Source organism: Phycisphaerae bacterium (assembly GCA_028714855.1).
GTDB lineage: Bacteria > Planctomycetota > Phycisphaerae > Sedimentisphaerales > Anaerobacaceae > CAIYOL01.
In genome coordinates, this window is the sequence record JAQTLP010000001.1 from 17,818 (window position 1) to 42,374 (window position 24,557).

The following is a 24,557-nucleotide window of genomic DNA, read 5'->3' on the forward strand; positions in this document are numbered from 1 at the left end:
CAAAAATATGTAGAATTAACGGCTGCGAGGATTTGTCCTCGCAGCCGTTTTTGTTGCGATAATTACTTTGTGGGAGGGAAAGGTGCTTTGGAAATTTGCAGTCTTAGCCGGCATCTCAGACACCGCTTCGCTTCTTCCATAGCGGTTTCTTTATCAAAACCACATTCTACCTGACAAAAGTCATTTATTCTTTTGTCAGCGGCGAGGGCAGTCATTTTAGCTCTTGGCTTATCGGCAAAACCTTCGTCCCTTCCCAGTTTGGGATTTTCCGGCTCGTCGGGTGCGTACTTCTGGTCGATTTGGCCTTTGCCTCCGAGGTATTTGTCTATGGAAATCGCTGCTTTTCTGCCGGCTTGAATCGCTTCAATTACAGAGGCAGGCCCGCTTGCCATATCGCCTCCTGAAAAGACACCTTTTCTCGAACAGGCGAGAGTCTCTTCGTCTGCGAGGGTATATCCCCACTTGTTCGCGCCGAGATTGAATTTCTCCGGCACAGCGGGTTTTTGGCCGATAGCTGTTATTATCCTGTCGAGTTCGATTGTGAAATTACTGTTCTCGATGGGGACAGGTTTTCTTCTTCCACTGGCGTCAGGCTCGCCCAGCTTCATTTTGATGCATTCTAATTTTAATTTGTTCTTTTCAGGCAGCACCCTTTGAGGCGCCACAAGAAAATCGATGTTTACGCCTTCGCTTATCGCATCTTCGACCTCTTCGTGGGCCGCTGGCATTTCCTGGCGGGTCCGCCGATAGAGGATGGTAACTTTTTCCGCGCCAGCCCTGAGGGCGGTCCTGGCTGCATCAATGGCGGCGTTGCCTCCGCCGACGACAGCCACTTTGCCGGCGATGTCAACCTTGCCCCCTGCATTTACATCCCTTAAGAAGGACACGCTGTCCAGCACCCGCGGGTCATCTTCTCCGGGAATCCCCATTTTCATATCCTGATGGGCACCAATAGCCAGGAAAACGGCATCGAAACCCTGCTCGAACAGGTGGTCGAGCGATTCTACTTTCGTATTTGTTTTTATTTCTACGCCGATATTCTCAATATATTTGATTTCCTGATTCAGGACTTTTTCCGGCAGACGATATCTTGGGATTCCAGTCCTGAGCATTCCGCCCGGCTCGGGGAGGGATTCAAAAACAGTCACCGAGTGTCCCTGTTTTCGCAGGAACCACGCAGCGGTCAATCCGGCGGGGCCGGAACCTACGATGGCGACTTTTTTGCCCGTTTGCGGCGCGATTGTGACTTTCTTCTGCCAGGCGTTCGAATCCTGCTCGGCAACGAATCTTTTCAGCGCCCTTATGGCCACCGGCTCATTTACATCGCACCTGCGGCAGGCGTCTTCGCATGGGTGGGTACATACGCAGCCCAATACGTACGGGAACGGGGCTTTTTCTCTTATGACCTCCACGGCATCCTGAAACCTGCCTTCGGCGATAAATCTTACATATCGCGGAATATCCACGTGCGCTGGGCAGGCGTCTTTGCAAGGGAGAAGCTTTTTCTCGCGTTCCTGTTCTTCGAAGGTTTCTTTGTCGGCCAGCGCGCCTGTGGGACATACTTCGATGCAGGCGCCGCAGAATTTGCAATCGGCGTCCCTGATAGATGAATCGCTGCCCGTTCCGACAATCGTATTTATGCCGCGGTTTACGAATCCAATCGCGCCGACACCCCTGATTTCCTGACAGATTTTGATGCAGCGTCCGCACAGGATACATTTATTCATGTCCCTGACAAATAAAGGCTCGTCCGAGACCACGGGGAGGTTTCTCGAATGAGGGACATATCCGCGGAGCACTTCTTTTACTCCTATCCATTCGACGACCTTTTTCAGCTGAGAGGGTTTTTCTACGTCCGCTCCAATCTCGCTGAGCATCAGCCAGACGATATTTGTCCTGAACTCCTGAATCTGCTCGGAGTCGGTATGCACGACCATTCCATCTTTGACCTGCGTGGCACAGGCGATAGGAAAACCGGGGACACCATCAATTTTTACGATGCACAGGCGGCAGGAACCTATTGGGGGAATGTCGGGATGATAACATAAATTGGGTATATAAATGCCGGCATCCAGCGCCGCTTCGAGCACTGTTTTTCCGGCTTGCGTTTCTATCTTTCTGCCATTGATATTTAATTTAATCATTGTATGGCCATAAACTCGCAGGCATTAAAACAAGCCTTGCATTTTATACATTTGTCTTTGTCAATTACTGCGTATTCTTTCTTTCGCCACCGGATTGCATCAACGGGACAGGCCTTGTAGCATTGCCCGCATTTAACACACTTGCTTTCAATGACCTCGTATTTCAAAAGTTCCGAACACGCGTGGGATGGACAAATCCTGTCTTTCACATGTGCTTCGTACTCATCCCTGAAGTATTTCAGGGTCGTCAGTACCGGATTGGGGGCAGTATTGCCAAGCCCGCAGAGCGCAGTACTTTTTATAGTTCCGCTCATTTCCTGCAGGAACTTAATGTGCTCCTCGCGGCCTTTGCCTTCGGTGATAGCATCAATGACTTCGAGCATTCTTTTTAATCCCACCCTGCAGGGGACGCATTTTCCGCAGGATTCGGCCACCGTGAAATTTATAAAAAATTTCGCCATATCAACCATACAGGCGCGCTCATCCATCACAATCATTCCGCCCGAACCCATAATTGCGCCGGTCTGCGTAATGGATTCGTAATCGATAGGCGTATCCAAAAGACTTTCGGGCAGACACCCGCCCGAAGGTCCGCCTATCTGGACGGCTTTTAATCCGAGCCTCTTACTTACCATTCCGCCGCCCGGGCCGAATATAAGCTCTCGTATAGTTGTCCCCATCGGAACCTCCACCAGACCAGTATTTTTTACCTTTCCCGCCAGGGCGAAAACCTTGGTGCCTTTGCTCTTTTCTGTTCCGATAGCGGCAAACCACCCGGCCCCTTTTGTAACTAGATGCCTGATGGCAGCCAAAGTTTCCACGTTATTGATGACCGTCGGCTTATCCCATAGTCCTTTTTCTACAGGGAAAGGCGGCCTGGGCCTCGGCATTCCACGATTGCCTTCTATAGAGGCAATAAGGGCGGTTTCCTCGCCGCATACAAATGCACCGGCTCCTTCTTTTATACGAATGTCGAAAGAAAAGGTGCTGCCGAGAACGGATTTGCCTAAAAGCGATTTTTCTTTGGCCTGCGAGATGGCCTTGTTTATTCTTTGCACCGCCAGCGGATATTCCGCCCGGCAGTAAACGTATCCGTGGCTTGCGCCTATGGCGTAACCGGCGATAATCATTCCCTCAATTACGGAATGCGGGTCTCCTTCCAATACGCTGCGGTCCATAAAAGCGCCGGGGTCGCCTTCGTCGGCGTTGCAGATTACATATTTTTCATTACTCTTGACGGCCCTGCACAATTCCCACTTCCGCCCTGTAGGAAAGCCTGCCCCGCCCCTGCCCCGCAGGCCGGATTTTTTAATCTCTTCAATAACTTTTTCCGGGGCCATGCCAAGCACTTTTTTCAGCGCGCTGTAGCCGCCGTGCGATAAATAGTCATCGATATTCTCGGGGTCAATCTCGCCGCAATTCGAAAGAACGATTCGCATCTGGCCGGCGAAGAACTGCTCGTAATCTTTTCCAGCAAGCAGTTTTTTTACCGGTTCGCCTGAAACGAGGTGCTTTTCAACGAGTTCGGGCACATCGGAGGGCTTGATATATTCATAAGTGACCCTGCCGAGCTCCGGCGTGATAATATCCACCAATACGTCTCTAAACAGGCCCCTGTCGCCGGTCCTTACAATCTCGCACTTGTCGGTTAATTTGTGCCGCTTCAGCTCGCTTTTAAAAATGCTTTCCACCTTTTCAGCGCCGGCTGAAAGCCCACTCGTACCCATACATATAAGTATTTTGGTTTTCATTTATTTAGCTTTGCCTGACCTGTAGTTATCCAGAAGCTCATCTATCTTTTGAATCGTGCACCTTCCGTGGAAGTCGCCGTCGATTACAATGACTGGCGCCATGCCGCAGCATCCGAGGCAGGCGACTCTTTCCAGAGAAAACATATTGTCCGGCGTGATTCCGTCCACGTCTATTCCCAATTTATCCGACAGGTGGTCGAGGATAGCCTTGCCGCCCATAACGTGGCAGGCGGTGCCCTGACAAGCCTTGATTGTGTGTTTGCCCCGCGGAGCGAGATAGAACTGGGTGTAAAATGTCAATATTCCGTAAATCTTTACGGGATAAATAGACAGCTCTTTTGATATTAATTCTATGGATTCAGCGGGAACATATCCGTAAACGGCCTGTATATCCTGCAGCAGCGGGATTAACGCGCCTTTTTCACTGCGATAGCGCTCGATTATTTTTTTTGTCTCAGCAAGGTCAACTTTCATTCACGTTTCCTTCGGTTCGGCGACATATAACGCTACGATTCAGCGGTTAAGATGTTTACCGAAAGCTGTTTTTCTACATGATTTTGCGCGGTACTGTCAGATGTTTTCCGCACAAGACCAATAAAAGCGTGGATTATCCGCAAGAAGAGACAGTTTGTCAAGGCATGGTGTGTGAAGACCTGCCGCAGATAGTAAAGAGAATAAACCCGATTGGAAACGTTGATGAGGATTTGGCGGCGATGTTAAAATGATTAAAATGGGTGGTTTGGGCAAGGTAAAAATTGCTGTAAATTGGTAAAAATGTACAGAAAAGTGCTACAAATGTACGGAAAAGCGCTGTGAATGTGCGCAAAAATGCTGCAAAGTGAGACAAAAAGTAGATGGGTAGATGGGGTGATGAGTAGATGAGGAGAAGAGGAATTTTTGGGTGCAGGCCGCCTAAATTAACATGGATTTTTTGGCGGGGGTTTAGCGGGTGGAAGGTTTAAAAACTATAATTCTCTCGAACTAGGTTTTTCAAGTTAGCTCACCGAAAGCGTTCTGGCCCCCGATAGAAGACCAAGTAAGCAGCAATCGAGGACAGGCGATGGCACTTACAATTGGCGATTAAGTCTTTCGCCAATTGTCTCGGAGTTTTCGAGGTTGGGGGCGCTTCGCGAGAAAGTTGAGAAGTAGAACAGTAGAGCAGTTGATTAGGGAAGGTTAGAAAGGTGTGAAGAGTGGGAAAGGTATTTAAGAGAACCCCCAAATAAATTTGGGGGCTAAATATTTTTGAGATTGCTTCGCTGCGCTCGCAATGACAAAAGTTAATGGTTGAACATTGGGGGGTTTTGGCAGTATTATTTATGGCGAAGGAACGTGATTATAGTTTGCAAAAAATAAAAGGGTGAATACATCGGTACCGAAAGCAATTTATCTCACAGGGTTTTTGAAGATGACGCATCGAGGCCGGAGGTTTTCTGGGCGTCTGGAGAGGGGCCTTATAAGAATACACGGAAGGCGCTTGCGAATATAGATTTGACGCCGGCCAAAGGCAAACGAGTTCTATTAAAGCCAAACGCAGGGAGAAATGTCGAGGCGGGGAAAGGCATTACCGCACATCCAGAGGTAGTGGCGGCGGCGATAGACGCATTCAGGGAGGCAGGGGCCGAGGTTGCCATAGGTGAAAGCCCAATAACGGGCGTTAAGATGGCGGAGGCGTTCGAGAACTGCGGGATTAAAGCGATAGCAGAGGTGCGGAATTGCCCATTGATAGATATGGACGCCCGCAAGAGTGTACCCATTGGAATACCGGACGGGGTCACGATCAGAAAGCTGAAGCTGTGCAGGGAGGTCGCGGAGAACGAAATTATAGTTTCGATTCCGGTGATGAAGACGCACATGCATACGGGGGTGTCACTATCGGTGAAGAATATGAAGGGGTGTTTGTGGAAGCGTTCGAAGGTGGACCTTCATATGCTGCCGCAGCTCGCGGGGCACAAGGAGAGGTCGCTGGATACGGCGATAGCGGATATGTCATCGGTTTTGCGTCCGCATTTATCTATTATTGACGGGACAATCGGGATGGAAGGATTAGGGCCGAGCGCAGGGACGCCTAAGAAACTTGGTGTTGTTGTCGTCGGCGTAGATGCTTTCGCGGCGGATTCAATCGCGTGCGAACTGATGGGGATACATGCCAGCGAGATACCGCATTTGCGGATTGGGGCAGAGAGGGGTTACGGCGTAATCGATACGGACGCGATTCGAGTGTCGCCTGAGGGATGGGAAAAAGCCAAAAACCCGTTTGCGCGGGCACCGGACAAGCTGTCGGTCGCGTTTCCGGGGTTTACAATTTTGGACGTGCAATCGTGCAGCGCGTGTCAATCGACGTTATTGATGTTTTTGAATCGATACGGAAAAGAGCTGCGGGACAAGATGCCGGGCGGGAAGGACATAGTTATCGCGATTGGCAAAGGCCACAAGCATCTGCCGGAGGGGACGCTGTGTGTCGGCAATTGTACAATTCGTCATAAAAGAAAAGGGCGATTCGTTCCGGGGTGTCCGCCGGTCGCAAGCGAGATACTGAGGGAGTATTTTCCCGAAAAGTGAAAACTCTGTTTTGGATTGACTCACATCGTAAAGAATGCTATCGTTTGAAGCGGCATTTTTTAAGATTAGGGGAAAAGTAATGGCTAAGAAGATTGGTAAAACAAAAGATGAAGCCGGCAGATGGTCTCTTGCGACGAGGGCGATTCACTCTGGAGAGCCGAGAAGGAAATACGCGGATTCGCTGATGACTCCGATTGTGCAGACCTCGACGTTTACGTTCAAGGACAGCAAGCACATCGAGAACTTTACCAAGAAGGGGATGGAGCATTTCGAGTACGGCAGGTACGGCAATCCGACGGCGCAAATCGCCGAGAGGCGGCTGGCGGACCTCGAAGGTGCGGAGGACTGTGTTGTCTTTACATCAGGGATGAGCGCGATAACCACGACCATTCTTACGCTGGTGAAGTCGGGTGACCACATTGTTATTACCGACGACAGCTATAAAAAAACGCTGGAGTTTTGCAAGAGTTACCTGAAGCAGTTCGGCATCGGGTGCACGATTGTTCCGTTCGGGAAATATGATGTTCTCGAAAAAGCGATAAAGAAGAACACGAGGCTTATATTTTCAGAGTCGCCGACGAATCCTTATCTGAATATCTTCGACCTTGTGAAACTTAAAAAGATTGCGAGGAAGCATAATGTTCTGACGCTTATAGACAGCACATTTGCCACGCCTTTTAATCAAAGGCCTTTGGAATTCGGGATAGACCTTGTTCTGCAGAGCGCGACGAAGTATCTGGCGGGGCATAACGACATTCTGGCAGGAGCGGTGCTCGGAAAGGAAAAATTAGTCGAGAGGATACGCGACCTGCACAAGTCTATGGGCGGTTTGATAGACCCGCACTGCTGTTATCTTCTTTTGCGGGGGCTTAAGACGTTTCCGCTGCGGGTGGAAAGGCAAAACGCGACGGCATTGAAAATCGCGGAGTTTCTCGAAGGCCATCCGCGTGTGAAAAAAGTTTATTATCCTTTTTTGAAAAGCCATCGTCATTATAAGGTAGCGGTCGAGCAGATGACCGGCGGCGGCGGAGTTGTTACTTTCGAGATAAAGGGGACCATCGGCGACGCAAAGCGATTTTTGGACGCATTGAAACTGTGCTATATCGGGCCGAGCTTAGGCGGGGTTGAGACGCTGATAACTCATCCGGCACTGGTGAGCTATTACGATTATTCGCGGAAGCAGCGGTATAAGCTGGGCATAACCGATACCCTTTTCCGGCTTGCGGTCGGAATCGAAAATGTCGATGATTTGATAGGCGATTTGGCACAGGCATTGAGAAAATAACGGTCGCCGGATTTTAGCACTTCGGTTTTTGGGGAACGTAGTAGTTAATATGAAGGAATTTATCGTATCCATATTGACTGATTTCTGGGGGACGATAACGGAGATGTCGCCTTATCTATTGTTCGGCTTTCTCGCGGCGGGGATTTTGTCTATGCTGGTGTCGCAGAAGCTGGTGGAGAGGCACTTAGGCGGGAGAGGGATTTGGCCTGTTTTGAAGGCGTCGCTGTTCGGGGTGCCGCTGCCATTGTGCTCGTGCGGGGTGATTCCGGTTTCGATGTCACTGCACAAGCACGGGGCGGGCAAAGGTTCGACCATCGCGTTTTTAATATCGACGCCACAGACGGGCGTTGACAGTATCTTTGTTACATTCAGTCTGCTCGGGCCGGTCTTCGCGATTTTCAGGCCTGTCGCGGCTTTTGTGTCGGGCATCGTCGGCGGCGTTTTTGTGGATTTATTCAATCCGGCGCCAAAGGGAGGCGAGCCGGCGCCTCCAAAATGCACGGACGAATGTTGCGGCGGGGCCGAGAACAGGAAAATCGCCAGAGGATTAAAGTTTGCTTTTGTTACTTTGCCGAGGGACATCGGCGGGGCAATGCTTATTGGCCTTGTTATCGCGGCTTTTATCTCGGTTCTTGTGCCGGAGGATTTCTTCGCCGAGAAGCTGGGGACAGGGATATTCGCGATGCTGATTATGATGGCTTTGGGGACACCTATGTATGTTTGTGCGACTGCATCGGTGCCGATAGCGGCGGCGCTGATAATGAAGGGGCTGACGCCAGGAGCGGCGCTGGTATTTCTAATGACGGGACCTGCCACCAACGCGGCATCTTTCGCGACCATATGGAAAGTTTTGGGCAGGACAACGGCAATCATCTATCTGGTTACAATCGCGGGCTGTTCTCTGCTAAGCGGCATTGCGCTCGATTATATTGTCGGCGGCATTAAATCAGAAGTTGTCGGCCACTACCACGGCTGGATGCTTCCGGCGGCGGTTAAAAATATATCAGCGGTGGTCCTCCTGGCTATCCTGATATTTGCTCTATTGACCCCAAAAAAGAAGGCCGAATAGGGGTTTTTGGGAAGCCGGCCTGCTTTTCAAACCATTGCAGTGAAATCAGATTTAGGTTATAATGCCTTTTTTGGGCGGAAGCAGCCCGAAAATAGCGAAAAAAAGCAGAATTTACGGAACATAAGGGCTATTTTGCGCATCTTATAAGATGGCAGAGAGGCCCTGGGAGCAGTATGGAGTACTCGGACTCGTCCGACAAAACGGAGCAAAGTCGCAACTCTCTTGCCGCCCGGCTAAGAGCGGGCAATCGTGCAGCCGCGGCCGAGCTTGTTGATATATACTACGAGCAGCTTTATGTGTTTTTCAGGCGGCTTGGCCACAGCCAGCAGGTCAGTGAGGACCTGACGCAGGAAAGTTTTATTGCGGCGTGGCAGCATATAGGACAGTTAAGAAGCGGGAAGACATTAAACAGCTGGATGTATAGAATTGCGGGTAATCTTTCGAATCTGCACTGGCGCGGGCACAGGGTCAGCAAAGCGGTCAGTATCGAAGAGATAGATGTTCCGGACGGCAGTGAGCCTGAGTGCGACAAGACCGGACATTTGGAAGAGATCGGCCATCTGAAGAACGCCGTTGCGGAACTGCCTAGAAAATTGAGGCAGGCAGTTATTTTGCATTATATGCAGCACCTGACTATAGTCGAAGCAGCCGACGCTGCGGGCGTAAGGTGCGGCACTTTCAAAAGCAGGCTGAACAGGGCGTTAAAAAAACTGAAAAGACAGATGGGCTCTGAAAACGGAGAGCTATTATGAAAGAAGAAAAACTGGAAAAATTATTGAACGAACTGGCGGACGCGACAACAGGACGAGCCCCTTCTTATCTTGCTGAAAATATAAAGCATCAAATTCCGCAGCAGCTTTCGGCGCATAAAGGCGGGATAGATACTGTCAATATTATTGTAGATTTAAGGATAAGCAAATTAGCGGCAGCGGCGGCGATAATCCTCACGATGATTTTGTTTGCTAATTTCTTCGGTGGGCGAAACCAGGAAAATGCCGGCATATATCAAAACAGCAAGCTGCTGCTGCAATATTGTTTCAGCGGTATTGACGCCGACAGGAATAATGTTTTGGCAACAGCCAAGTCAAGATACGAATATCTTGCTCAGTTAGGCAAGGACGTTGTGTATTACGGGGACAGCGTTGACCCGCGAGACAGCGATGCGATACTGATGCAGTGGAAGGTTTCCGATAGCGAGTATAAAGTGCTATTCGGTAATTTGCGTGAAAGAACGGTCAGTGCCGAGGAGTTAATAAGACTGCAGAGCCGGATGCTGCAAAAAAAGGGGAAATAACCGGTGATTGGCAGTTATCTGCCTGCGGTTTCTAATAGATAATCGCGGTTGCTTCTTCGATTTCCTTTACCACCTTATCAATATCGGCAGGGTTTGATATACGGCCATCGAAACCTTTATGCAGTAAAGCAGCGGACTCGGAGTCGCTTAATTGTTTTGCGAGTGCTATGACTTTGACGGTCTGCAATTCCTCGTTGCTTCGTATACTTTTGCAGATGTCTGTTGCGTCTATATCTTCAGCTAAAAGGCTTACCAATAAGACGTGCGGGACGAATTTTTGGGCGATTACGCCGACCTCGAAATTATTCCTGGCGATTTGCACCTCGTAATCGGCTTTTGTCCGCAAAGTATCGGCCAGGGCCGAGGCCGCATCGTTGTCGCTGTCGGCTATGAGGACGCGGATTTTTCCGGCCGGCAGCATCGTCGCGGGCATATTATTCGCTTTCATAAAGCGAGCCAACTCGCCCACGGGTATCCTGCGGTCTTTGCTGCCCGGTATTCGGTAGCCCTTTAACTGGCCGCTATCGAACCACTTTGAGACCGTTCGCGGAGCGACATTGCAAATTTTGGCGACGTCGCCCGTTGTAAGTACGTTTTTTCCTTTTGCCATTTTTTAGTCCCTGTTACGACATATTTACGGAGTGGCTGAGTCTTTATTCGGCTTAAAACGGGGGCTATTTAACATAGAACGTGGAATTTCCGGCCTGCGGGCCAATAAACGGGTGTTTTTGCAGGACTACGTCCTATAAAGGTTTATTGTTTATGCTGCTGCGGCGATTAAAGTGTAAAATATCTTGCTTGAAAAACGACTTTTAATATAATGTGGTGGTTCACCTTTATAAAGAGTGGTGAAGCGGCAATCTTCATTTAGAAAACAAGGAGATTTTGAGTTATGGCATTAAAGATTTATTACGAAAAGGATGCGCCAATAGACGCGTTAAAGGGCAAGAAGGTTGCGGTCATCGGTTACGGCAGCCAGGGGCACGCACACAGTTTGAATCTGCGAGACAGCGGAATTGAGGTGGCGGTGGCTGAGCTGACAGGAACCGATAATTATAAACTCGCACAGAAACACGGTTTTAATCCGACTGATATAAAGACGGCGATTAAAGGGGCAGCACTGATTATTGTAACGCTTCCCGATGAAGTTCAGGCGAAGGTTTACACTGAGCATATTGCGCCGAATCTGAAGGCAGGGCAAACGCTCGGTTTTTGTCACGGGTTTAATATTCATTTTAAGTATATCACTCCGCCGAAAGACGTTAATGTTGTGATGATTGCGCCGAAGGGGCCGGGACATCTGGTCCGCAGCGAGTTCGAAAAAGGCGGCGGCGTTCCCAACCTGATAGCGGTTCAGCAGGACGCGACCGGCGACGCCAAACAGATTGCTCTTGCCTGGGCAAACGGAATCGGCGGCGCACGGGCAGGCGTTATCGAAACCACATATCAGGAAGAAACCGAAACAGATCTGTTCGGGGAGCAGTGCGTTCTATGCGGCGGGCTTACGTCGCTTATTAAAGCAGGTTTCCAGACATTGGTCGAGGCGGGTTATCAGCCGGAAATCGCCTACTTCGAGTGTATGCATGAGGTCAAGCTGATAGTCGACCTTATGTATCAGGGCGGGATGAGCTATATGAGATACAGCATATCCAACACGGCTGAATACGGCGACCTGACCCGCGGGCCGAGGATTGTCACCGACAAGACAAAAGCAGAAATGAAAAAGATACTGTCGGAGATTACGTCCGGAGAATTCGCCAAGGAATGGGTAAACGAATATAAGACTGGATTGAAGAAGTTTAATCAGCTATACGAAGCAGACCATGACTGCCAGCTCGAGACGGTCGGCAGAAAATTACGTAAAATGATGAAGTGGATAAATTCGAAGGAAGTCTAAGTTTTCAGTTTATGTTCCAGAAGCTCTCAATAAATAACCAGACTAATTTAAGGAGAAATGCTGTGAGAGTTGCAAAAATATTAGCAGTATTGGGCTGTTGTGTATTGTGCGGCTGTTCTGTTCCCGAGGAGTGGGATGTCGAATCTCCCGGCGACAGGACACTTTCCGCCGCTTACCACGAGACGACGCTGAAGGAAAGCACCTCTGCCGATGTGCTTGCCATTATTACCGAACCTGACGAGGAAACTCAGGAGGAACCTGAGGAGGGGCTGGTTAGTCAGACCAAAAATATTATTGCTTTGCAGGGAACAAATAAAAAAGGCTACAAGATGTGGTTCAATCTTATTGCTTTCGACGAGAACGAGACAACCGCGAGCCGCAAGAGCTTTTTCGTGATAGACGAGAAGACAGAGAGCCTGCTTGTCTGGCCGAGGAAAAGGCTTGTGTTTAAGACTGAAATGGTATTGGACTCGAAAGTGCTTAATGAGCCGTACGCCAACGAAGACGCAAGGCAAATCGCAATTCTCAAGCAGGTCTCAGAGAACATGCGGAAGGACATAGCCGAGGTTGCCGAGGACAATAAAAAGGTAGGCATTTGCGGGATGCTTATCAATCAGACACTGGGAACTGTTTTGCTGCAATTGGACGAATCACCTGTGCTGACATCGAGAATGAACGACCTGGACAGTGGTTTGAAGTTCGACCATCTCACGCTCGGCGGAGGCAAAATCGTGATGTGCGTTTATGACGATATCGTGTGTGTCAAAGTCAAGCTGGACAACTACATATGGTCGGGCGAAGACCCGTTCGCTCTGGAAGAATAGCGAAGGAAAAATCAAAGATTAAAAATCAAAAATAAAAATTGTGGAACTGCTGCGCAAAGATTTTTTAATCGCTGATTGCGCTGATTTTTTAAGCCACAGGGAACACAGAAACGGATTTCAATCGAGCTTAACTTTCGCTAACACCAATTTCCGGTTCGATGTAAAGACCAGATTGAGATTATCGTCGCTATCAAATTCTGCGTACATATTTTGCAAAAACCACTCACCCTGACACATACCCTCCCATACGTCTTCCGCATCTACCCCATTTAATATAAATTGCTCGTTACTCCATTTGTCATCTTTTTTTACCTTATGAACAACATTGCCATTACTATCAACCCAGATAACATGAATATTCCCTACAGAATCAGCTCTTGCTAATGGGAGAATACCTTTGCCTATTATCTCAGCATTACCAAAACCCTTACCGTTGTTTTGAGAGTAATAAATGGGGGTGTTAATATTTTCCATTTTCATTTCTATGATATCTGTTCTCTTGGCAGAATGGTAATCATGCCACGAGAAGACGAGAAACAGGTCATCGTTAAAATTATCTGCCGATACGTGCCAATAAGCGCTCTGCCTCAGCTTACCCTCTTCGTTAAAATAGGGACTCTTTTCGTAAATATCCTGTGTTCGTACTACTTTTTTCTTTTTCGTGTTGCACTCGGTGTAGTACAAAACATCCGGGATATTGTAGGGGTAGTTTCCGCTTCCAATTTGCTTCTGTGTCCTGAATCCAAAAAAGCGAATTTTGTCCTTTCCTGTCAGCACCTCTTTAATACGATAAGATTCATTTGTCTTCCCGCCGTAACGAAGCATCTCGTAGCTAAGTAACTTCTGGCCTCGTATCTCTGCCAAAAGAGGTTTGTCATAAAGGATGCCATGCCCGCCTGATATCCAAAATTTCATAGCCTCGACAGGATTCGATGATGTCTGCTTGCGATAACCTAATAGGTAATAAGCATCACTCTCTCCCGGAACATAAACGACTTGTTCCTCGCCCAAAACTACTGTCCCTGCGGGGAAATCTTCGATTACTATGTGCTCTTCAAGAGCGATATCTTTTACAATAGAACAAATATTTATATTTTGTTCGTCTGGTCGAAAGACCAGATGAACTGTGCCGTATTTTACGAATCCATTTATAAAATAACCGTATTGGTCTATCTTCACTTGATTGTTATTTATCCAGAGGGAATGCCCCGCCGCTTTCACGAAGGTTTTGTTGTCTTTATCAATAAACAATCCTGCCACATTAAGTGGTGTATCTGAAAGAATTGTCCAGTCGACAACCTTAGGTTTTGCCTGTACGTTGTATGCCATGGACAGCACGGCCAATAAGATTTTCCAATAGCATTTTTTAATCACTTGTGTCGAACCTCCTATAAGGGTCTTGGGTCAAATGCCGATTAGGATAATCAGTCCGCGATAAATAATCGAATAAAAAGAGCGGGTCAGTAAGCCGAGTTTTGTTTTAGACGGTCATTTATCTAAGGCCGGCTGTTGCCAGCCGGCTCAAGCGACCTACCCGCCGGTATTGCCCGGGCCGGGCACCGGCAAACTTGGTCTTGCAGGCGGTGGGGTTTACCCTGCCGCTGCTGTCACCAGCAGCGCGGTGCGCTCTTACCGCACCATTTCACCATTGCCTTTCGGCTGTGTATTTTCTGTGGCACTATCCCTCGGGTTGCCCCGGGTGGCCGTTAGCCACCACCGCGCCCTGTCCTGCTCGGACTTTCCTCCCCGCACTTGTGGTGCGGAGCGACCGCCCGACCCGCTCTTTTTATTTATTATTTTCTATTTATTACTTTGTTCAGCACGGGTGCAGATATTATACCAAAATATCGATTATTTCGCCCGCCTAATTTCGAAATGTTTTTTGAAGTGAACATCGTCGATTTTCGGGAAATCGCTTCTGAAGTGGACGCCCCTGCTTTCCTGCCTTGATTCGGCGGCTCGGGCCATCAGGAGGCAGACGGTGAGCATATTCTGACATTCCCAGCCGGGGGGCGCATCGAAGACTTTGTCCATCACATAACGGTTCCAGAATTTGATAATTTCCTGGGCCTCTTTGAGCGGCTGGGCTTTTCTTATGATTCCGACGTTTCGCCACATAAGTGCCCTGAGCGAGTTTCTGATGTCGGCGGTATCCAGGCGAGAGCGGTCTGAAAGCGGAATCTGATATTTTATCAGCGGGTGTTTGACGTTAGAGATATCAATTTTTATGTTTTCACAAGCGGCTGTTCCCGCTATTTTTCCGAAGACCAATCCTTCGGGCAGGGAGTTGCTGCCGAGCCGATTAGCGCCGTGCAGGCCTGTGGAGGCGACCTCGCCGCAGGCGTAAAGATTTGCGATGTTTGTTCTTGCCTGCGCATCGGTTTTTATGCCGCCAATAATATAGTGAGCGCTGGGGCGGACTGGAATCAAATCGCAGCTGACGTCTATGTCAAAACTTTCGCACAATTCGCTAATCGTAGGAAACCTTTTTGTGAAATGTTTTTTATCGAGATGGCGGACGTCGAGATAGACGTGAGTGGAGTTGGTTTTAAGCATCTGTGAGAGGATGGCCCTGCTGACGATGTCCCGCGGGGCGAGTTCTGCGGCGTCGTCATATTCCTTCATAAAGGCCGAGCCGTTACAATCTATAAGGATTGCCCCTTCGCCGCGGAGGGCTTCTGTGATGAGGGCACGCGAGGCGCCGGCGATATAGAGGGTCGTCGGGTGGAACTGCATAAATTCGAGGTCCTGCAGAACGGCACCCGCGCGGTAAGCCATAGCGATGCCGTCGGCGGTTGCAATAGCGGGGTTGGTAGTTTCGCGGTAGAGCATACCAGCACCGCCCGTGGAAAGAATAGTGTTTGCGGCCCAGATTATCTGCGGGCCGCGATTGTCGCAGCCGATGATTCCCAGACACTGGTTTTCATCATTTGTGATTAAGTCGATTGCGTAAAAGTTTTCTATTATTTTTATATTCGGATTTTCCCTGACCTTATTTATGAGGGTTTCCGCGATGATGCGTCCTGTTTCATCGCCGTGGGCGTGAGCGATACGGGCTTGAGAGTGTCCACCTTCTCGTGTAGCGGCAATGAGACCATCGGTAAAATCAAATTTTGCGCCCCAGTTAATTAGCTGCCGGATTAATTCCGGTCCCTGCCGAACAACCGAATCGACTATTTCTTCATTACACAGGCCGCAGCCTGTATTAAGCGTATCGGTTATATGTGATTCGAAGGTATCTGTTTTGTTAAGCACCGCAGCGATGCCGCCCTGTGCCTTCCATGTGTTGCTTTCCTGCAGGGAGTCTTTGCAGAGGATGATGACGCTGCATCGCTGAGCCGCTTCGATGGCAGCGCGAAGGCCGGCGATGCCTGCACCAACCACTAGGCAATCAGTGAAAAGCTGGTGAGTCGCGGCAGAATCGACATTTACGAGATAACGTCTTAGTTCCGGCTGGCCTGCCATAGTATAACTTTCAAAAAACAGCAATCTAAATCGGTCATAAAAGCCATTAATATGATACCCCAAGGCGTGGTGAAAACCAGCTTTTTATATTATTCACAGGCCAGCTAACCCTTTCCAATCGCAGGCTGCAAGAGAAGGGAGAATGACTTCTCCTAAACTGGGTTTTTCGATATTGACGGTTTCATCGAATGGGACGACAGCAAGGACATTTACACCGCTGCATTTTGCGATTACATCTGGCGCGGTGTCTTCGGCTGCGGTTGATTCGACAGCGTTGTAGCCATTGACGATTGTGCCGGCGATTTTCAATTCTGCGGCACGGATGCAGTCGATAGTCATAAGCGTGTGGTTTATAGTGCCGAGAGTTGGTCTGGCGACTATCACCACCGGCAGGGCGAATTCGACGGCCAAATCCAGCAGGTCGAACTCTTCGGTCAAGGGCACGCGCGCGCCTCCGATGCCTTCGACTAAAACTACGTTACTGTTTTGGCATATATCTTTGTAAGCAGCAGCGATTTTGTCGAAATCAATTGCGCGGTGTTCGCGAGCTGCGCTGACAATGGGCGCCGCCGGCGTGCGGTAGCCGACGGGTGTTATTGTCGACAGAGACAGATTGCTATTTGCACAATGGAAAAGGAACTCGGTATCACTGCTTATAAGGCCGTCCCATTTGTGTTTGCAGCCGGTGGCAATCGGTTTGAATACGCCGACCTTTAATCCTTTGCCGATGAGAATTTTAGCGATGGCGCCGGCTATTAGGGTTTTTCCTACGCCGGTGTCGGTACCGGTCACAAAGAGGCCAGGCTTTTTGGGTAGATTCAGATTAATCGGCATTAAATACTCTGCTGTCGCTGATGTTAAAAGTTTTTTTGAAAGTCATTTATTCATTGCGATAATACGGTATTGTACTATCCTGCGCGGCGATAGCAATGGATTAATCGGCATCTGAAATTGTTTGCAAAACAGCCTTTAAAAAGCGATACTTTCACTATGAACAGCCAGGAGAGCAAAGATAGATTCGCCAAGGCACGTGAACAGATGCTCAAACTGGACCTGACAGGCCGCGGCATAACCGACCCCGGCGTTCTAAAAGTGATGAAGGAAGTTCGGCGGGAGGAATTTGTGCCGGCGGCATATCAATCGCAGGCGTATGCCGATAGTCCTTTGCCTGTTGGACTGGGCCAGACCATTTCTCAGCCGTATATTGTCGCGTTGATGACGCAGGAGCTGCGGCTGAATAATTTTTGCGAGGTGCTCGAGATTGGCACCGGCAGCGGGTATCAAACCGCTATTTTGAGCAAGCTGGCAAAAAAAGTCTATACGATAGAGAGGTTCGCTGAACTGTCCGAGTCAGCCCAGGCAGTTTTGGGCAGATTAGGTATCGGCAATGTCGAATTTTGTATAGGTGACGGCAGCTGCGGGTGGCCCGAGCAGAGGAGTTTTGACCGCATCATCATTACCGCGGCGGTGCCGAAAATGCCGCAACCTTTGATAGAACAGCTTGCGGAGGGCGGCGTTATAGTCGGGCCTGTCGGTTACTTAGGGATTCAGGAGTTGAGGGTCTGCGAAAAGAAAAAAGGTAAAATCACCTGCGGAGTGGCTTGTGACTGCCGGTTTGTTAAGCTGCTCGGCAAATACGGCTTTGACGAGGCGGAGGATTAATTTTCTGTTTCCAAGATGCAATCGTTAAATGAAAAACAAAAAGACAAGATTGATTTATCGATGCCGGTGCAGTTCTTAAAAGGCGTCGGGCCGGCGAGAGCGAAGACCTTTGCGCAGCTCGGCGTTAAGACGGCCGGCGATTTGCTGGAGTATTTTCCGAGGGACTGGGCTTTTGTATCCGAGCCGATAAAGATAAATCAAATACAGGAAGGGCAGACAGTCACCATAGTCGGGCAGGTCGAATCGACAGATTACCGGGGCTACCGCAGGCCGCCTATTTTAGAGGCTATACTGGCGGACGAGACAGGCGTGTGCAGGATTGTCTGGTTTCACGGCGGGTATCTGCGAGACCAGTTAAAACCCGGGGCGATGATGATGGTCTCGGGCAAGGTGAGTTTGTACAAGCATCAGCTGCAAATGACCAATCCAAAATTTATGATACTCGACGAGGAAGACTCTGTGTCGGCTGAATCTTTCAGCGGCGGGGTGTACCCAGCTTCGGCCGGGTTGAGCAGCAGACAAATCAAGCGGATAATCACCCCTTTGCTTGATAACATGGATGAATTTGCGCCGGAGTTTTATGAACCGGGTTTTTTAAAAGATACAAACCTAATCGGCAGGAAGGACGCATTCCGATGGATACATCAGCCGGGCGATGAGGAGAAACTGGCACAGGCGAAACGCAGGTTAAAATATGATGAGTTGTTTCTGATGCAGGCGGGATTAGCGGTGCGGCGGTATAAATGGCAGCATTTCGCGACGGCGATGCCGATGAAATGCACAGAGAAAATCGACAGCCGAATCAGGAAACGCTTTCCATTTTTGCTTACCGAGGACCAAAACGGCGCGATAACGGAAATCACTGCCGATATGGCGAGACTTCAGCCGATGAACCGCCTTCTGCAGGGTGATGTGGGGTCGGGTAAAACGGTGGTGGCTCTTTATGCGGCCCTGCTGGCGGTTGCCAATAAGACACAAGCGGCGATTATGGCTCCTACGGAGATTTTGGCCAATCAGCATTTTTTGAGTATCGAGAGATATTTAAAGGGCAGCAACGTAAAAAGGGTTTTGATAACGGGAGGGCTAACGGGGAAAGAAAGAAAAGAGATTTTGGAGCGGATAAGCAACGGCAAGGTAGATATCGTCGTGGGGACAGTGGCGCTGCTGCAGAAGGACATAGAGTTTGCGAAACTGGGACTGGCGGTCATCGATGAGCAGCACAAGTTCGGCGTTCATCAGCGGCTGCTGCTGCGAAAGCGTTCGACGCCGCATTGCCTTGTTATGACTGCGACGCCTATCCCTCGGACGCTGGCGATGACAGTTTTCGGCGACTTGGACGTTTCTATTATAAAACATTCACCGCCGGGCAGAGGTGAGGTCATTACACGCCGGGTCCAGCCTCAGGAAAGGCGGAAGGCATACGAGTTCATCCGGGAGCGATTGAAAGCGAAAAAGCAGGCGTATTTTGTTTATCCTCGGATTGCCAATACCGAGGAGAACGCCTTGGTTGCAGCCGCGACCGACGAGTGGAGAAATCTTTCTCAAAAAGTTTTCCCGGAATTTACGGTAGAGCTTCTGCACGGACGGATGCCATCCGCAAAAAAGCAGCGGATTATGGCGGACTTCAGGAAAGGCAAAATCAACGCGCTGGTTACGACTATCGTTGTAGAGGTCGGTATGGATGTTCCGAATGCGACGATAATGGTCATCGAGGGGGCCGACAGGTTTGGTTTGGCGCAGCTGCATCAATTAAGAGGACGCATCGGGAGAGGAGAGTCCAAATCCTATTGTTTTCTTTTTGCCGAGACGGACAGGGAAGCGGCAGAGAGCAGACTCGAAATAATGACCAGAAGCAACGACGGCTTCGAGATAGCCGAGCACGACTTGCGTCTGCGCGGGCCTGGAGAGCTGTTCAGTACGCGGCAGCACGGTCTGCCGGATTTGAAAATCGCAAACATCATAGATGATTATGAGCTGTTGACTATGGCGAGGAAAAATGCATTCGAGCTGGCCGCCGAAGACCATGCTTTGACGAAGCCGGAGCATAAAAATATTCGCCAGGCGCTGCTGGCGAAGTTTGGCGACTCGCTGGGGCTGGCGGATGTGGCTTAAACATCGGTGATAATTTATTGGAATTTAGCGAAGAAAGAGTGTAAAACACCTGTGTTAATTTATGCAGATGCATTACAAAAACAACCGGCTGGAAAAGGTTTTAATCGGCGTTAACAGTTTCGCAGCGGCGGCGGTGGCGGCGACGTTTGTATGGCTGTTTGGTTTTGATAAGCCGATATTCCCGGTGAGGATTTTATATGTCGTTCAGGCGACTTTGCTTTTTGTGTTCGTAATTGAGAAGATTGTTAGGCTGTTTAATTCGGTTTCGAAAAGGGAATTCTGGAGGGCAAACTGGTATGAGGTTCCTCTTCTGCTTGCGCTCGCGGCAGCAGTTTTGGGGTCAGGTCGCTGGTTTGGAGAGATTGAGCCCTTCATGGTTCGGCGCTGGTCGGTAGGGATTTATCTTGTCTTACAGGTAGTCATCAAGGTTTGCAGGACCGGTGTCAGGCTTGCTGCATCCGGCAGGAGCCCTGCCCAGACATTAATTGCAAGTTTCCTGATTTTGATAATATCCGGGGCAGGCCTGCTGATGCTGCCAAAGGCATCCACTGCTGAAAACGTTAGTGCGGTTGATGCTCTATTCACGGCGACCAGCGCAACATGTATTACCGGCCTTGTCGTAAAGGACATCGGGAAAGATTTTAGTTTGATGGGCAAGGTGGTGATTTTATCGCTAATTCAGCTCGGCGGCCTGGGCATATTAATGTTTGGTGTAATATTCGGGCTGTTGCTGGGCCAGGCACTGAGTCTGCGCGAATCAGCAGCGATGCAGGATTTGCTAAGCGCCAGCACGGTCGGCCGGATAAGCAATATGATAATTTTTATCTTTATCGCGGCAATAGTTATCGAAGCAGCCGGCGCGGTCGGGCTTTTTTGGATGTGGGATAATATCCCCGGCAAAGTCACCAGTATCCAACAGCAGTGGTTCTTCAGCATATTTCATTCCATCAGCGCTTTTTGTAATTCCGGCCTTAGCCTGTTCAGTGACAGTTTCGTCAGTTATAATAAGTGCTGGGGCGTATATGTCATTATTTGTCCGCTTATAATCTTGGGCGGCCTCGGCTTTATTGTTCTTTACGACCTGATTCACATTGCAGCTGACAGAATAAAGAGATTTTTGGGGAAATTGTTCTACAGACGATATTACCTTCCGAAGGAATCGCCAAAGAGGATGATGCTGCAAACCAAGATTGTTCTTACAGCAACTTTGTTCCTGATAGTTTTCGGGATGTTATCTCTGCTTCTATTTGAGCACTATGCCGGTCAGGGCGGGACCACCGCGAACATCGGTGTGCGTGGTGCGTTCTTTCAATCGATAACAGCCAGGACCGCCGGTTTTAATACCGTTGATATCAAGGCGCTGGCACCGGCAAGCAAGTGTATCCTGATTTTGCTTATGTTCGTTGGAGGTTCGCCGGGCGGGACCGCCGGCGGAATCAAGACGGTAACGCTGTGTGTGATAATGATGGCTGCTGTTGCCGTCCTGCGAAGGCGCCAGGAAATTGAGATGTTTAATCGCTCGATTCGTACGGTTACTGTTTACAGGGCTATTACTGTTACGCTGTTTTTCGTTGCCGTTTTGTTTACAACCGTACTGGCGCTGAGTATTACCGAAAGGGCAAACAACTTCACTATGCTGGATATTATGTTCGAGACCGGTTCTGCGCTGGGGACCGTCGGTTTGTCAACAGGCATAACACCTTCTTTGACAACCGCAGGAAAACTGATTATAATAGTTGTGATGTTTTTCGGCAGGTTAGGACCTTTGACGCTGCTGGCAGCGATTGCATTTAACATTAAACCGGTTCGGTATAACTATCCGGACGAAGCAATAATTGTCGGATGAACAGGAGTTAGGATATGCGATTTGCCGTAATAGGTCTGGGACGGTTCGGACAGAAGCTGGCTACCGCTTTAGCGTTGAGCGGGGCAGAGGTCATTGCTATTGACAAGAATAGAGAAGTGGTGGAGCTGATTGCAGACCAGGTAGGTCACGCTGTTCGGCTCGACAGCACCGATGAGGACGCTCTTAAGGCCCAGGGTATTGATAAGGTTGATGTTGCCGTAATAAGCATAGGTCAGGGCACAGGTCAGGGCTTTGAGGCCGCTATTCTGACTGTAGTCAACATCAAGCAGATGGGCATTAAGAATATATATGCGCGTGCGGAGACCGCAACTGCCGGTCAAGTCCTGTCCAAGATAGGCGCTACTGAGGTTATTTATCCAGAGATTGAGTCGGCCCAGCGATGGGCGTATAAACTTATCGCACCGCACATTGAGGAGAAGATAGATTTTGCACCTGGTTACAGTCTGGCTCGAATAGAAGCTCCTGCCAGCTTCCACAACAAGAGCCTGCTCGACCTGCAGTTGAGGCAGAAGTACAACGTGAACCTCGTGGCCATAAAACGCGGCGAGCACGAATGGGCCAAAAGAGCTAAGGATGAAATAATCAATGTTCCTATGCCCGAGACCATTATCTATGCTGGTGACATCCTGATAATAGCCGGCTCCGATGCCGACCTCGCAAAACTGCCGCAGAAGTAAAAACAGCCGAATCTATGGGTTGTATGTTTGTCTTTGTCAGATTTTTCGATATTTTCGCAGCAGAACGAGAGCGTTCTGCATATCCTCGGGCAGAGGGGCTTCGAATTTTACTAATTTTTTGGTTGTTGGGTGCATGAATTCAAGCGTCGAGGCGTGAAGGGCAACCCTGCTTATAATCGGTTCCTGCACGGCTGGTTCGCTATCAGCCAATTGCCATGGATAGACAAGCTTGCCGCCGTACATATCATCTGCCACAATCGGATGTTTAATGTGGGACAGATGAACGCGTATTTGATGCGTTCGACCAGTCTTGGGGGTCAGCTTCAATAGAGAAAAGCCGCGAAAGCTCTCGATGACTTCGTAAAAAGTGACGGCTTCCTTGCCGGTTTCAGGCCGAACTGCATATTTTTCTCTTATTTTCGGGTTGACGCCAAGCGGCGCATTTATCCTGTCGGCTGTCAAGTCAGGTGTGCCGTGAACGATAGCGAGGTAGCTTTTCCTGGTCTTGCGCTGTTCGAATTGTTTTGCGATTTTCCACTGAGCGATGTCGTTTTTAGCGACGACCATAACTCCGGTTGTGTTTTTGTCGAGGCGGTGCACTATGCCCGGGCGGAACTCGCCCAACCCGCTCGACAGCTTATCGGAGTGAAAGACGAGGGCGTTTACCAACGTTCCGTAAGTGTTGCCGCGGGCGGGGTGAACAATCATATCGTGGGGCTTATTGAGCACGATTATGTCGTCGTCTTCATAAATGATATTCAGCGGGATATCCTGAGCCAAAATATCTTTGCTCGGCAGCTCAGGCAGGGTCAGCTCGATTATATCTGCGGGGCTTATTTGAAAGCTGGGCTTGACTGGTTTGCCATTGACTTTGACGCCGCCTGCTTTGATTATCTCCTGGAGCATAACACGGCTGAAGTTGCTGAACCGTCTGTGGAGGTATTTATCAATGCGTCGTTCTCTGACGGAGTTTCCAACGTGGAGTGTTAAGCGGCTGCTGTCAGTATTTGCATCCTGCATCTCGCCTGGCTCGTATTATTGTGTTGGCGCATTGAGGTCTTGGGCCTCGAGTGTGCCACCTTGAGTTTGGATGCCTTCGGGCGATACAAGTTTAATCTCCGGCTGTATAAATTCGACGGGCTGTTTCGGGGCAGGCAAGAAGACCACCTGCTGCTGGTAATCTAACATCGTAAGCAGCCGCTGCTTTGCCTGGGCGGCGGCGATGGTGCCTTCAAAGTCGGGGTTTGCGGTTATTTCGCTGTAAATTTGCTCTGCTTGCCCGTAATACCCGAGTTCTTCTTCGCACAATCCCACGCCTAATTTAGCCATCGCCATCAACGAAGGATTAGCCGAAGATTTCTCGATGGCTTTGGTGTAAGTGTCTTTTGCCCGGTTTATCTGAGCTTCCAGGTCCTGTCTGCTAATGTTGCCGAAGCGGTAGTGCAGTTCCATCCGTCGTGTTTCTGCTTCTTTAATCAGCGACAAAGCAGCCATCTGCTCATTTCTTGCATTTTGGGCGATGTTTTGGAGATTATCGGCGGCCTGAATGAGGGCATAAGCAGTATCTATGCCCTGAGCCTGGGCCTGAATGATTTGAGTTTTGCCCTGCGCTATCTGAGATACGAAGTTTGTAAACTCGAGCTGCTCACGGTTAGCCACTACTCTTTTTTCATATACCTTCCAGAAGTATATTCCTGCGGCCACAACGATGATTACCGAAGCGTAAATAATCGTTGTGGCATTTTTCTTCACCCATTGCGGGAAGTTTATTAACCACTCGGCTAATTCGTTAGTTTTTAGTTCGTGACGATGTTCGGCCTTCATTTGTTCTTCCTATCCTGTTCTGAAATAGATTAGCGTCCATAACATTCAATTATAGACTCGAGCCGGCATTATAGCAAAAATTGTTTTATCTTGCAATGGCCCTTTCAGGCGACTAAAATTCTAA

Annotated in this window: 21 protein-coding genes and 1 other RNA gene; 12 read left to right on the forward strand and 10 right to left on the reverse strand. The window is 49.3% G+C overall.

What is annotated here, in order from left to right; genetic code table 11:
- Nucleotides 1-62: 62 nt before the first annotated feature.
- The 3 genes from PHG53_00085 to nuoE are packed head-to-tail and all read right to left on the reverse strand — an operon-like array spanning nt 63 to nt 4,369.
- Nucleotides 63-2,144, reverse strand: coding sequence for an FAD-dependent oxidoreductase (locus PHG53_00085; GenBank protein MDD5380025.1), 2,082 nt, complete (start codon nt 2,142-2,144; stop codon nt 63-65).
- Nucleotides 2,141-3,895, reverse strand: coding sequence for an NADH-ubiquinone oxidoreductase-F iron-sulfur binding region domain-containing protein (locus PHG53_00090; protein MDD5380026.1), 1,755 nt, complete (start codon nt 3,893-3,895; stop codon nt 2,141-2,143). The genes PHG53_00085 and PHG53_00090 overlap by 4 nt, the downstream gene beginning before the upstream one ends.
- Nucleotides 3,896-4,369, reverse strand: coding sequence for an NADH-quinone oxidoreductase subunit NuoE (gene nuoE / locus PHG53_00095; protein ID MDD5380027.1), 474 nt, complete (start codon nt 4,367-4,369; stop codon nt 3,896-3,898).
- Between the two features lie 77 nt (nt 4,370-4,446).
- On the opposite strand from nuoE, the gene PHG53_00100 reads away from it, so the two are divergent.
- The 6 genes from PHG53_00100 (at nt 4,447) to PHG53_00125 (ending at nt 10,105) form a co-directional block, all read left to right on the forward strand.
- Nucleotides 4,447-4,620: a hypothetical protein gene (locus tag PHG53_00100; GenBank protein ID MDD5380028.1), complete on the forward strand. Its 174-nt coding sequence runs from the start codon at nt 4,447-4,449 to the stop codon at nt 4,618-4,620.
- 766 nt (nt 4,621-5,386) lie between these two features.
- A complete protein-coding gene (locus PHG53_00105; protein MDD5380029.1) occupies nt 5,387-6,457 on the forward strand; it encodes a DUF362 domain-containing protein in 1,071 nt (356 codons plus the stop codon).
- Nucleotides 6,458-6,536: 79 nt separating this feature from the next.
- Nucleotides 6,537-7,742, forward strand: a complete 1,206-nt coding sequence (locus PHG53_00110; GenBank protein ID MDD5380030.1) for an aminotransferase class I/II-fold pyridoxal phosphate-dependent enzyme — start codon at nt 6,537-6,539, stop codon at nt 7,740-7,742.
- Nucleotides 7,743-7,791: 49 nt separating this feature from the next.
- Nucleotides 7,792-8,811 (forward strand): SO_0444 family Cu/Zn efflux transporter, encoded by a 1,020-nt coding sequence (locus tag PHG53_00115; GenBank protein ID MDD5380031.1) that lies wholly within the window; start codon nt 7,792-7,794, stop codon nt 8,809-8,811.
- Between the two features lie 173 nt (nt 8,812-8,984).
- Complete coding sequence (locus tag PHG53_00120; protein MDD5380032.1) at nt 8,985-9,563, forward strand: RNA polymerase sigma factor; 579 nt, start codon at nt 8,985-8,987, stop codon at nt 9,561-9,563.
- A complete protein-coding gene (locus tag PHG53_00125; GenBank protein MDD5380033.1) occupies nt 9,560-10,105 on the forward strand; it encodes a hypothetical protein in 546 nt (181 codons plus the stop codon). The genes PHG53_00120 and PHG53_00125 overlap by 4 nt, the downstream gene beginning before the upstream one ends.
- Before the next feature lie 31 nt (nt 10,106-10,136).
- Here PHG53_00125 and PHG53_00130 read toward each other — a convergent pair whose 3' ends face one another.
- Complete coding sequence (locus PHG53_00130; GenBank protein ID MDD5380034.1) at nt 10,137-10,715, reverse strand: helix-turn-helix domain-containing protein; 579 nt, start codon at nt 10,713-10,715, stop codon at nt 10,137-10,139.
- A 282-nt stretch (nt 10,716-10,997) separates the two neighbouring features.
- Between PHG53_00130 and ilvC the strand changes: the two genes are divergently transcribed.
- Complete coding sequence (ilvC, locus tag PHG53_00135) at nt 10,998-12,002, forward strand: ketol-acid reductoisomerase (GenBank protein MDD5380035.1); 1,005 nt, start codon at nt 10,998-11,000, stop codon at nt 12,000-12,002.
- A gap of 62 nt (nt 12,003-12,064) precedes the next feature.
- Nucleotides 12,065-12,826 (forward strand): hypothetical protein, encoded by a 762-nt coding sequence (locus PHG53_00140; GenBank protein MDD5380036.1) that lies wholly within the window; start codon nt 12,065-12,067, stop codon nt 12,824-12,826.
- Between the two features lie 117 nt (nt 12,827-12,943).
- On the opposite strand, the gene PHG53_00145 is transcribed toward PHG53_00140, so the two are convergent.
- The 4 genes from PHG53_00145 to bioD form a co-directional block, all read right to left on the reverse strand.
- Nucleotides 12,944-14,200 carry a hypothetical protein gene (locus PHG53_00145; GenBank protein ID MDD5380037.1) on the reverse strand — a complete coding sequence of 419 codons (1,257 nt, stop codon included), beginning with the start codon at nt 14,198-14,200 and terminating at the stop codon, nt 12,944-12,946.
- Between the two features lie 74 nt (nt 14,201-14,274).
- Nucleotides 14,275-14,610: RNase P RNA component class A (gene rnpB / locus PHG53_00150), an RNA gene on the reverse strand.
- Between the two features lie 67 nt (nt 14,611-14,677).
- Entirely contained in the window at nt 14,678-16,291 is a 1,614-nt protein-coding gene (gene nadB, locus PHG53_00155) for an L-aspartate oxidase (GenBank protein MDD5380038.1), read from the reverse strand.
- Nucleotides 16,292-16,384: 93 nt separating this feature from the next.
- The gene (gene bioD, locus PHG53_00160; protein MDD5380039.1) at nt 16,385-17,125 is read right to left on the reverse strand and encodes a dethiobiotin synthase; all 741 of its coding nucleotides are present in this window, start codon (nt 17,123-17,125) and stop codon (nt 16,385-16,387) included.
- Between the two features lie 156 nt (nt 17,126-17,281).
- Here bioD and PHG53_00165 point away from each other — a divergent pair, with 156 nt between their 5' ends.
- From PHG53_00165 to PHG53_00180, 4 genes are all read left to right on the forward strand, one after another.
- On the forward strand, nt 17,282-17,953 hold the full coding sequence (locus tag PHG53_00165) for a protein-L-isoaspartate(D-aspartate) O-methyltransferase (protein MDD5380040.1): 672 nt from the start codon (nt 17,282-17,284) through the stop codon (nt 17,951-17,953).
- A gap of 15 nt (nt 17,954-17,968) precedes the next feature.
- Nucleotides 17,969-20,065, forward strand: a complete 2,097-nt coding sequence (gene recG, locus PHG53_00170) for an ATP-dependent DNA helicase RecG (protein ID MDD5380041.1) — start codon at nt 17,969-17,971, stop codon at nt 20,063-20,065.
- A 61-nt stretch (nt 20,066-20,126) separates the two neighbouring features.
- Nucleotides 20,127-21,911 carry a potassium transporter TrkG gene (locus PHG53_00175; protein MDD5380042.1) on the forward strand — a complete coding sequence of 595 codons (1,785 nt, stop codon included), beginning with the start codon at nt 20,127-20,129 and terminating at the stop codon, nt 21,909-21,911.
- Between the two features lie 14 nt (nt 21,912-21,925).
- Nucleotides 21,926-22,609 (forward strand): TrkA family potassium uptake protein, encoded by a 684-nt coding sequence (locus PHG53_00180; GenBank protein ID MDD5380043.1) that lies wholly within the window; start codon nt 21,926-21,928, stop codon nt 22,607-22,609.
- A gap of 36 nt (nt 22,610-22,645) precedes the next feature.
- On the opposite strand, the gene PHG53_00185 is transcribed toward PHG53_00180, so the two are convergent.
- Together PHG53_00185 and PHG53_00190 are read right to left on the reverse strand one after the other, a co-directional pair.
- Nucleotides 22,646-23,629, reverse strand: coding sequence for an RluA family pseudouridine synthase (locus PHG53_00185; protein ID MDD5380044.1), 984 nt, complete (start codon nt 23,627-23,629; stop codon nt 22,646-22,648).
- Between the two features lie 15 nt (nt 23,630-23,644).
- On the reverse strand, nt 23,645-24,433 hold the full coding sequence (locus PHG53_00190) for a hypothetical protein (protein ID MDD5380045.1): 789 nt from the start codon (nt 24,431-24,433) through the stop codon (nt 23,645-23,647).
- Nucleotides 24,434-24,557: the final 124 nt, after the last annotated feature.

What these genes read in the sequence shown, in the direction of transcription:
- PHG53_00085 (MDD5380025.1), bottom strand. Translation starts at nt 2,144, where the DNA reads ATGATTAAATTAAATATCAATGGCAGAAAGATAGAAACGCAAGCCGGA.
- PHG53_00090 (MDD5380026.1), bottom strand. Translation starts at nt 3,895, where the DNA reads ATGAAAACCAAAATACTTATATGTATGGGTACGAGTGGGCTTTCAGCC.
- nuoE (MDD5380027.1), bottom strand. Translation starts at nt 4,369, where the DNA reads ATGAAAGTTGACCTTGCTGAGACAAAAAAAATAATCGAGCGCTATCGC.
- PHG53_00100 (MDD5380028.1), top strand. Translation starts at nt 4,447, where the DNA reads ATGATTTTGCGCGGTACTGTCAGATGTTTTCCGCACAAGACCAATAAA.
- PHG53_00110 (MDD5380030.1), top strand. Translation starts at nt 6,537, where the DNA reads ATGGCTAAGAAGATTGGTAAAACAAAAGATGAAGCCGGCAGATGGTCT.
- PHG53_00115 (MDD5380031.1), top strand. Translation starts at nt 7,792, where the DNA reads ATGAAGGAATTTATCGTATCCATATTGACTGATTTCTGGGGGACGATA.
- PHG53_00120 (MDD5380032.1), top strand. Translation starts at nt 8,985, where the DNA reads ATGGAGTACTCGGACTCGTCCGACAAAACGGAGCAAAGTCGCAACTCT.
- PHG53_00125 (MDD5380033.1), top strand. Translation starts at nt 9,560, where the DNA reads ATGAAAGAAGAAAAACTGGAAAAATTATTGAACGAACTGGCGGACGCG.
- PHG53_00130 (MDD5380034.1), bottom strand. Translation starts at nt 10,715, where the DNA reads ATGGCAAAAGGAAAAAACGTACTTACAACGGGCGACGTCGCCAAAATT.
- ilvC (MDD5380035.1), top strand. Translation starts at nt 10,998, where the DNA reads ATGGCATTAAAGATTTATTACGAAAAGGATGCGCCAATAGACGCGTTA.
- nadB (MDD5380038.1), bottom strand. Translation starts at nt 16,291, where the DNA reads ATGGCAGGCCAGCCGGAACTAAGACGTTATCTCGTAAATGTCGATTCT.
- bioD (MDD5380039.1), bottom strand. Translation starts at nt 17,125, where the DNA reads ATGCCGATTAATCTGAATCTACCCAAAAAGCCTGGCCTCTTTGTGACC.
- PHG53_00165 (MDD5380040.1), top strand. Translation starts at nt 17,282, where the DNA reads ATGAACAGCCAGGAGAGCAAAGATAGATTCGCCAAGGCACGTGAACAG.
- recG (MDD5380041.1), top strand. Translation starts at nt 17,969, where the DNA reads ATGCAATCGTTAAATGAAAAACAAAAAGACAAGATTGATTTATCGATG.
- PHG53_00175 (MDD5380042.1), top strand. Translation starts at nt 20,127, where the DNA reads ATGCAGATGCATTACAAAAACAACCGGCTGGAAAAGGTTTTAATCGGC.
- PHG53_00180 (MDD5380043.1), top strand. Translation starts at nt 21,926, where the DNA reads ATGCGATTTGCCGTAATAGGTCTGGGACGGTTCGGACAGAAGCTGGCT.
- PHG53_00185 (MDD5380044.1), bottom strand. Translation starts at nt 23,629, where the DNA reads ATGCAGGATGCAAATACTGACAGCAGCCGCTTAACACTCCACGTTGGA.
- PHG53_00190 (MDD5380045.1), bottom strand. Translation starts at nt 24,433, where the DNA reads ATGAAGGCCGAACATCGTCACGAACTAAAAACTAACGAATTAGCCGAG.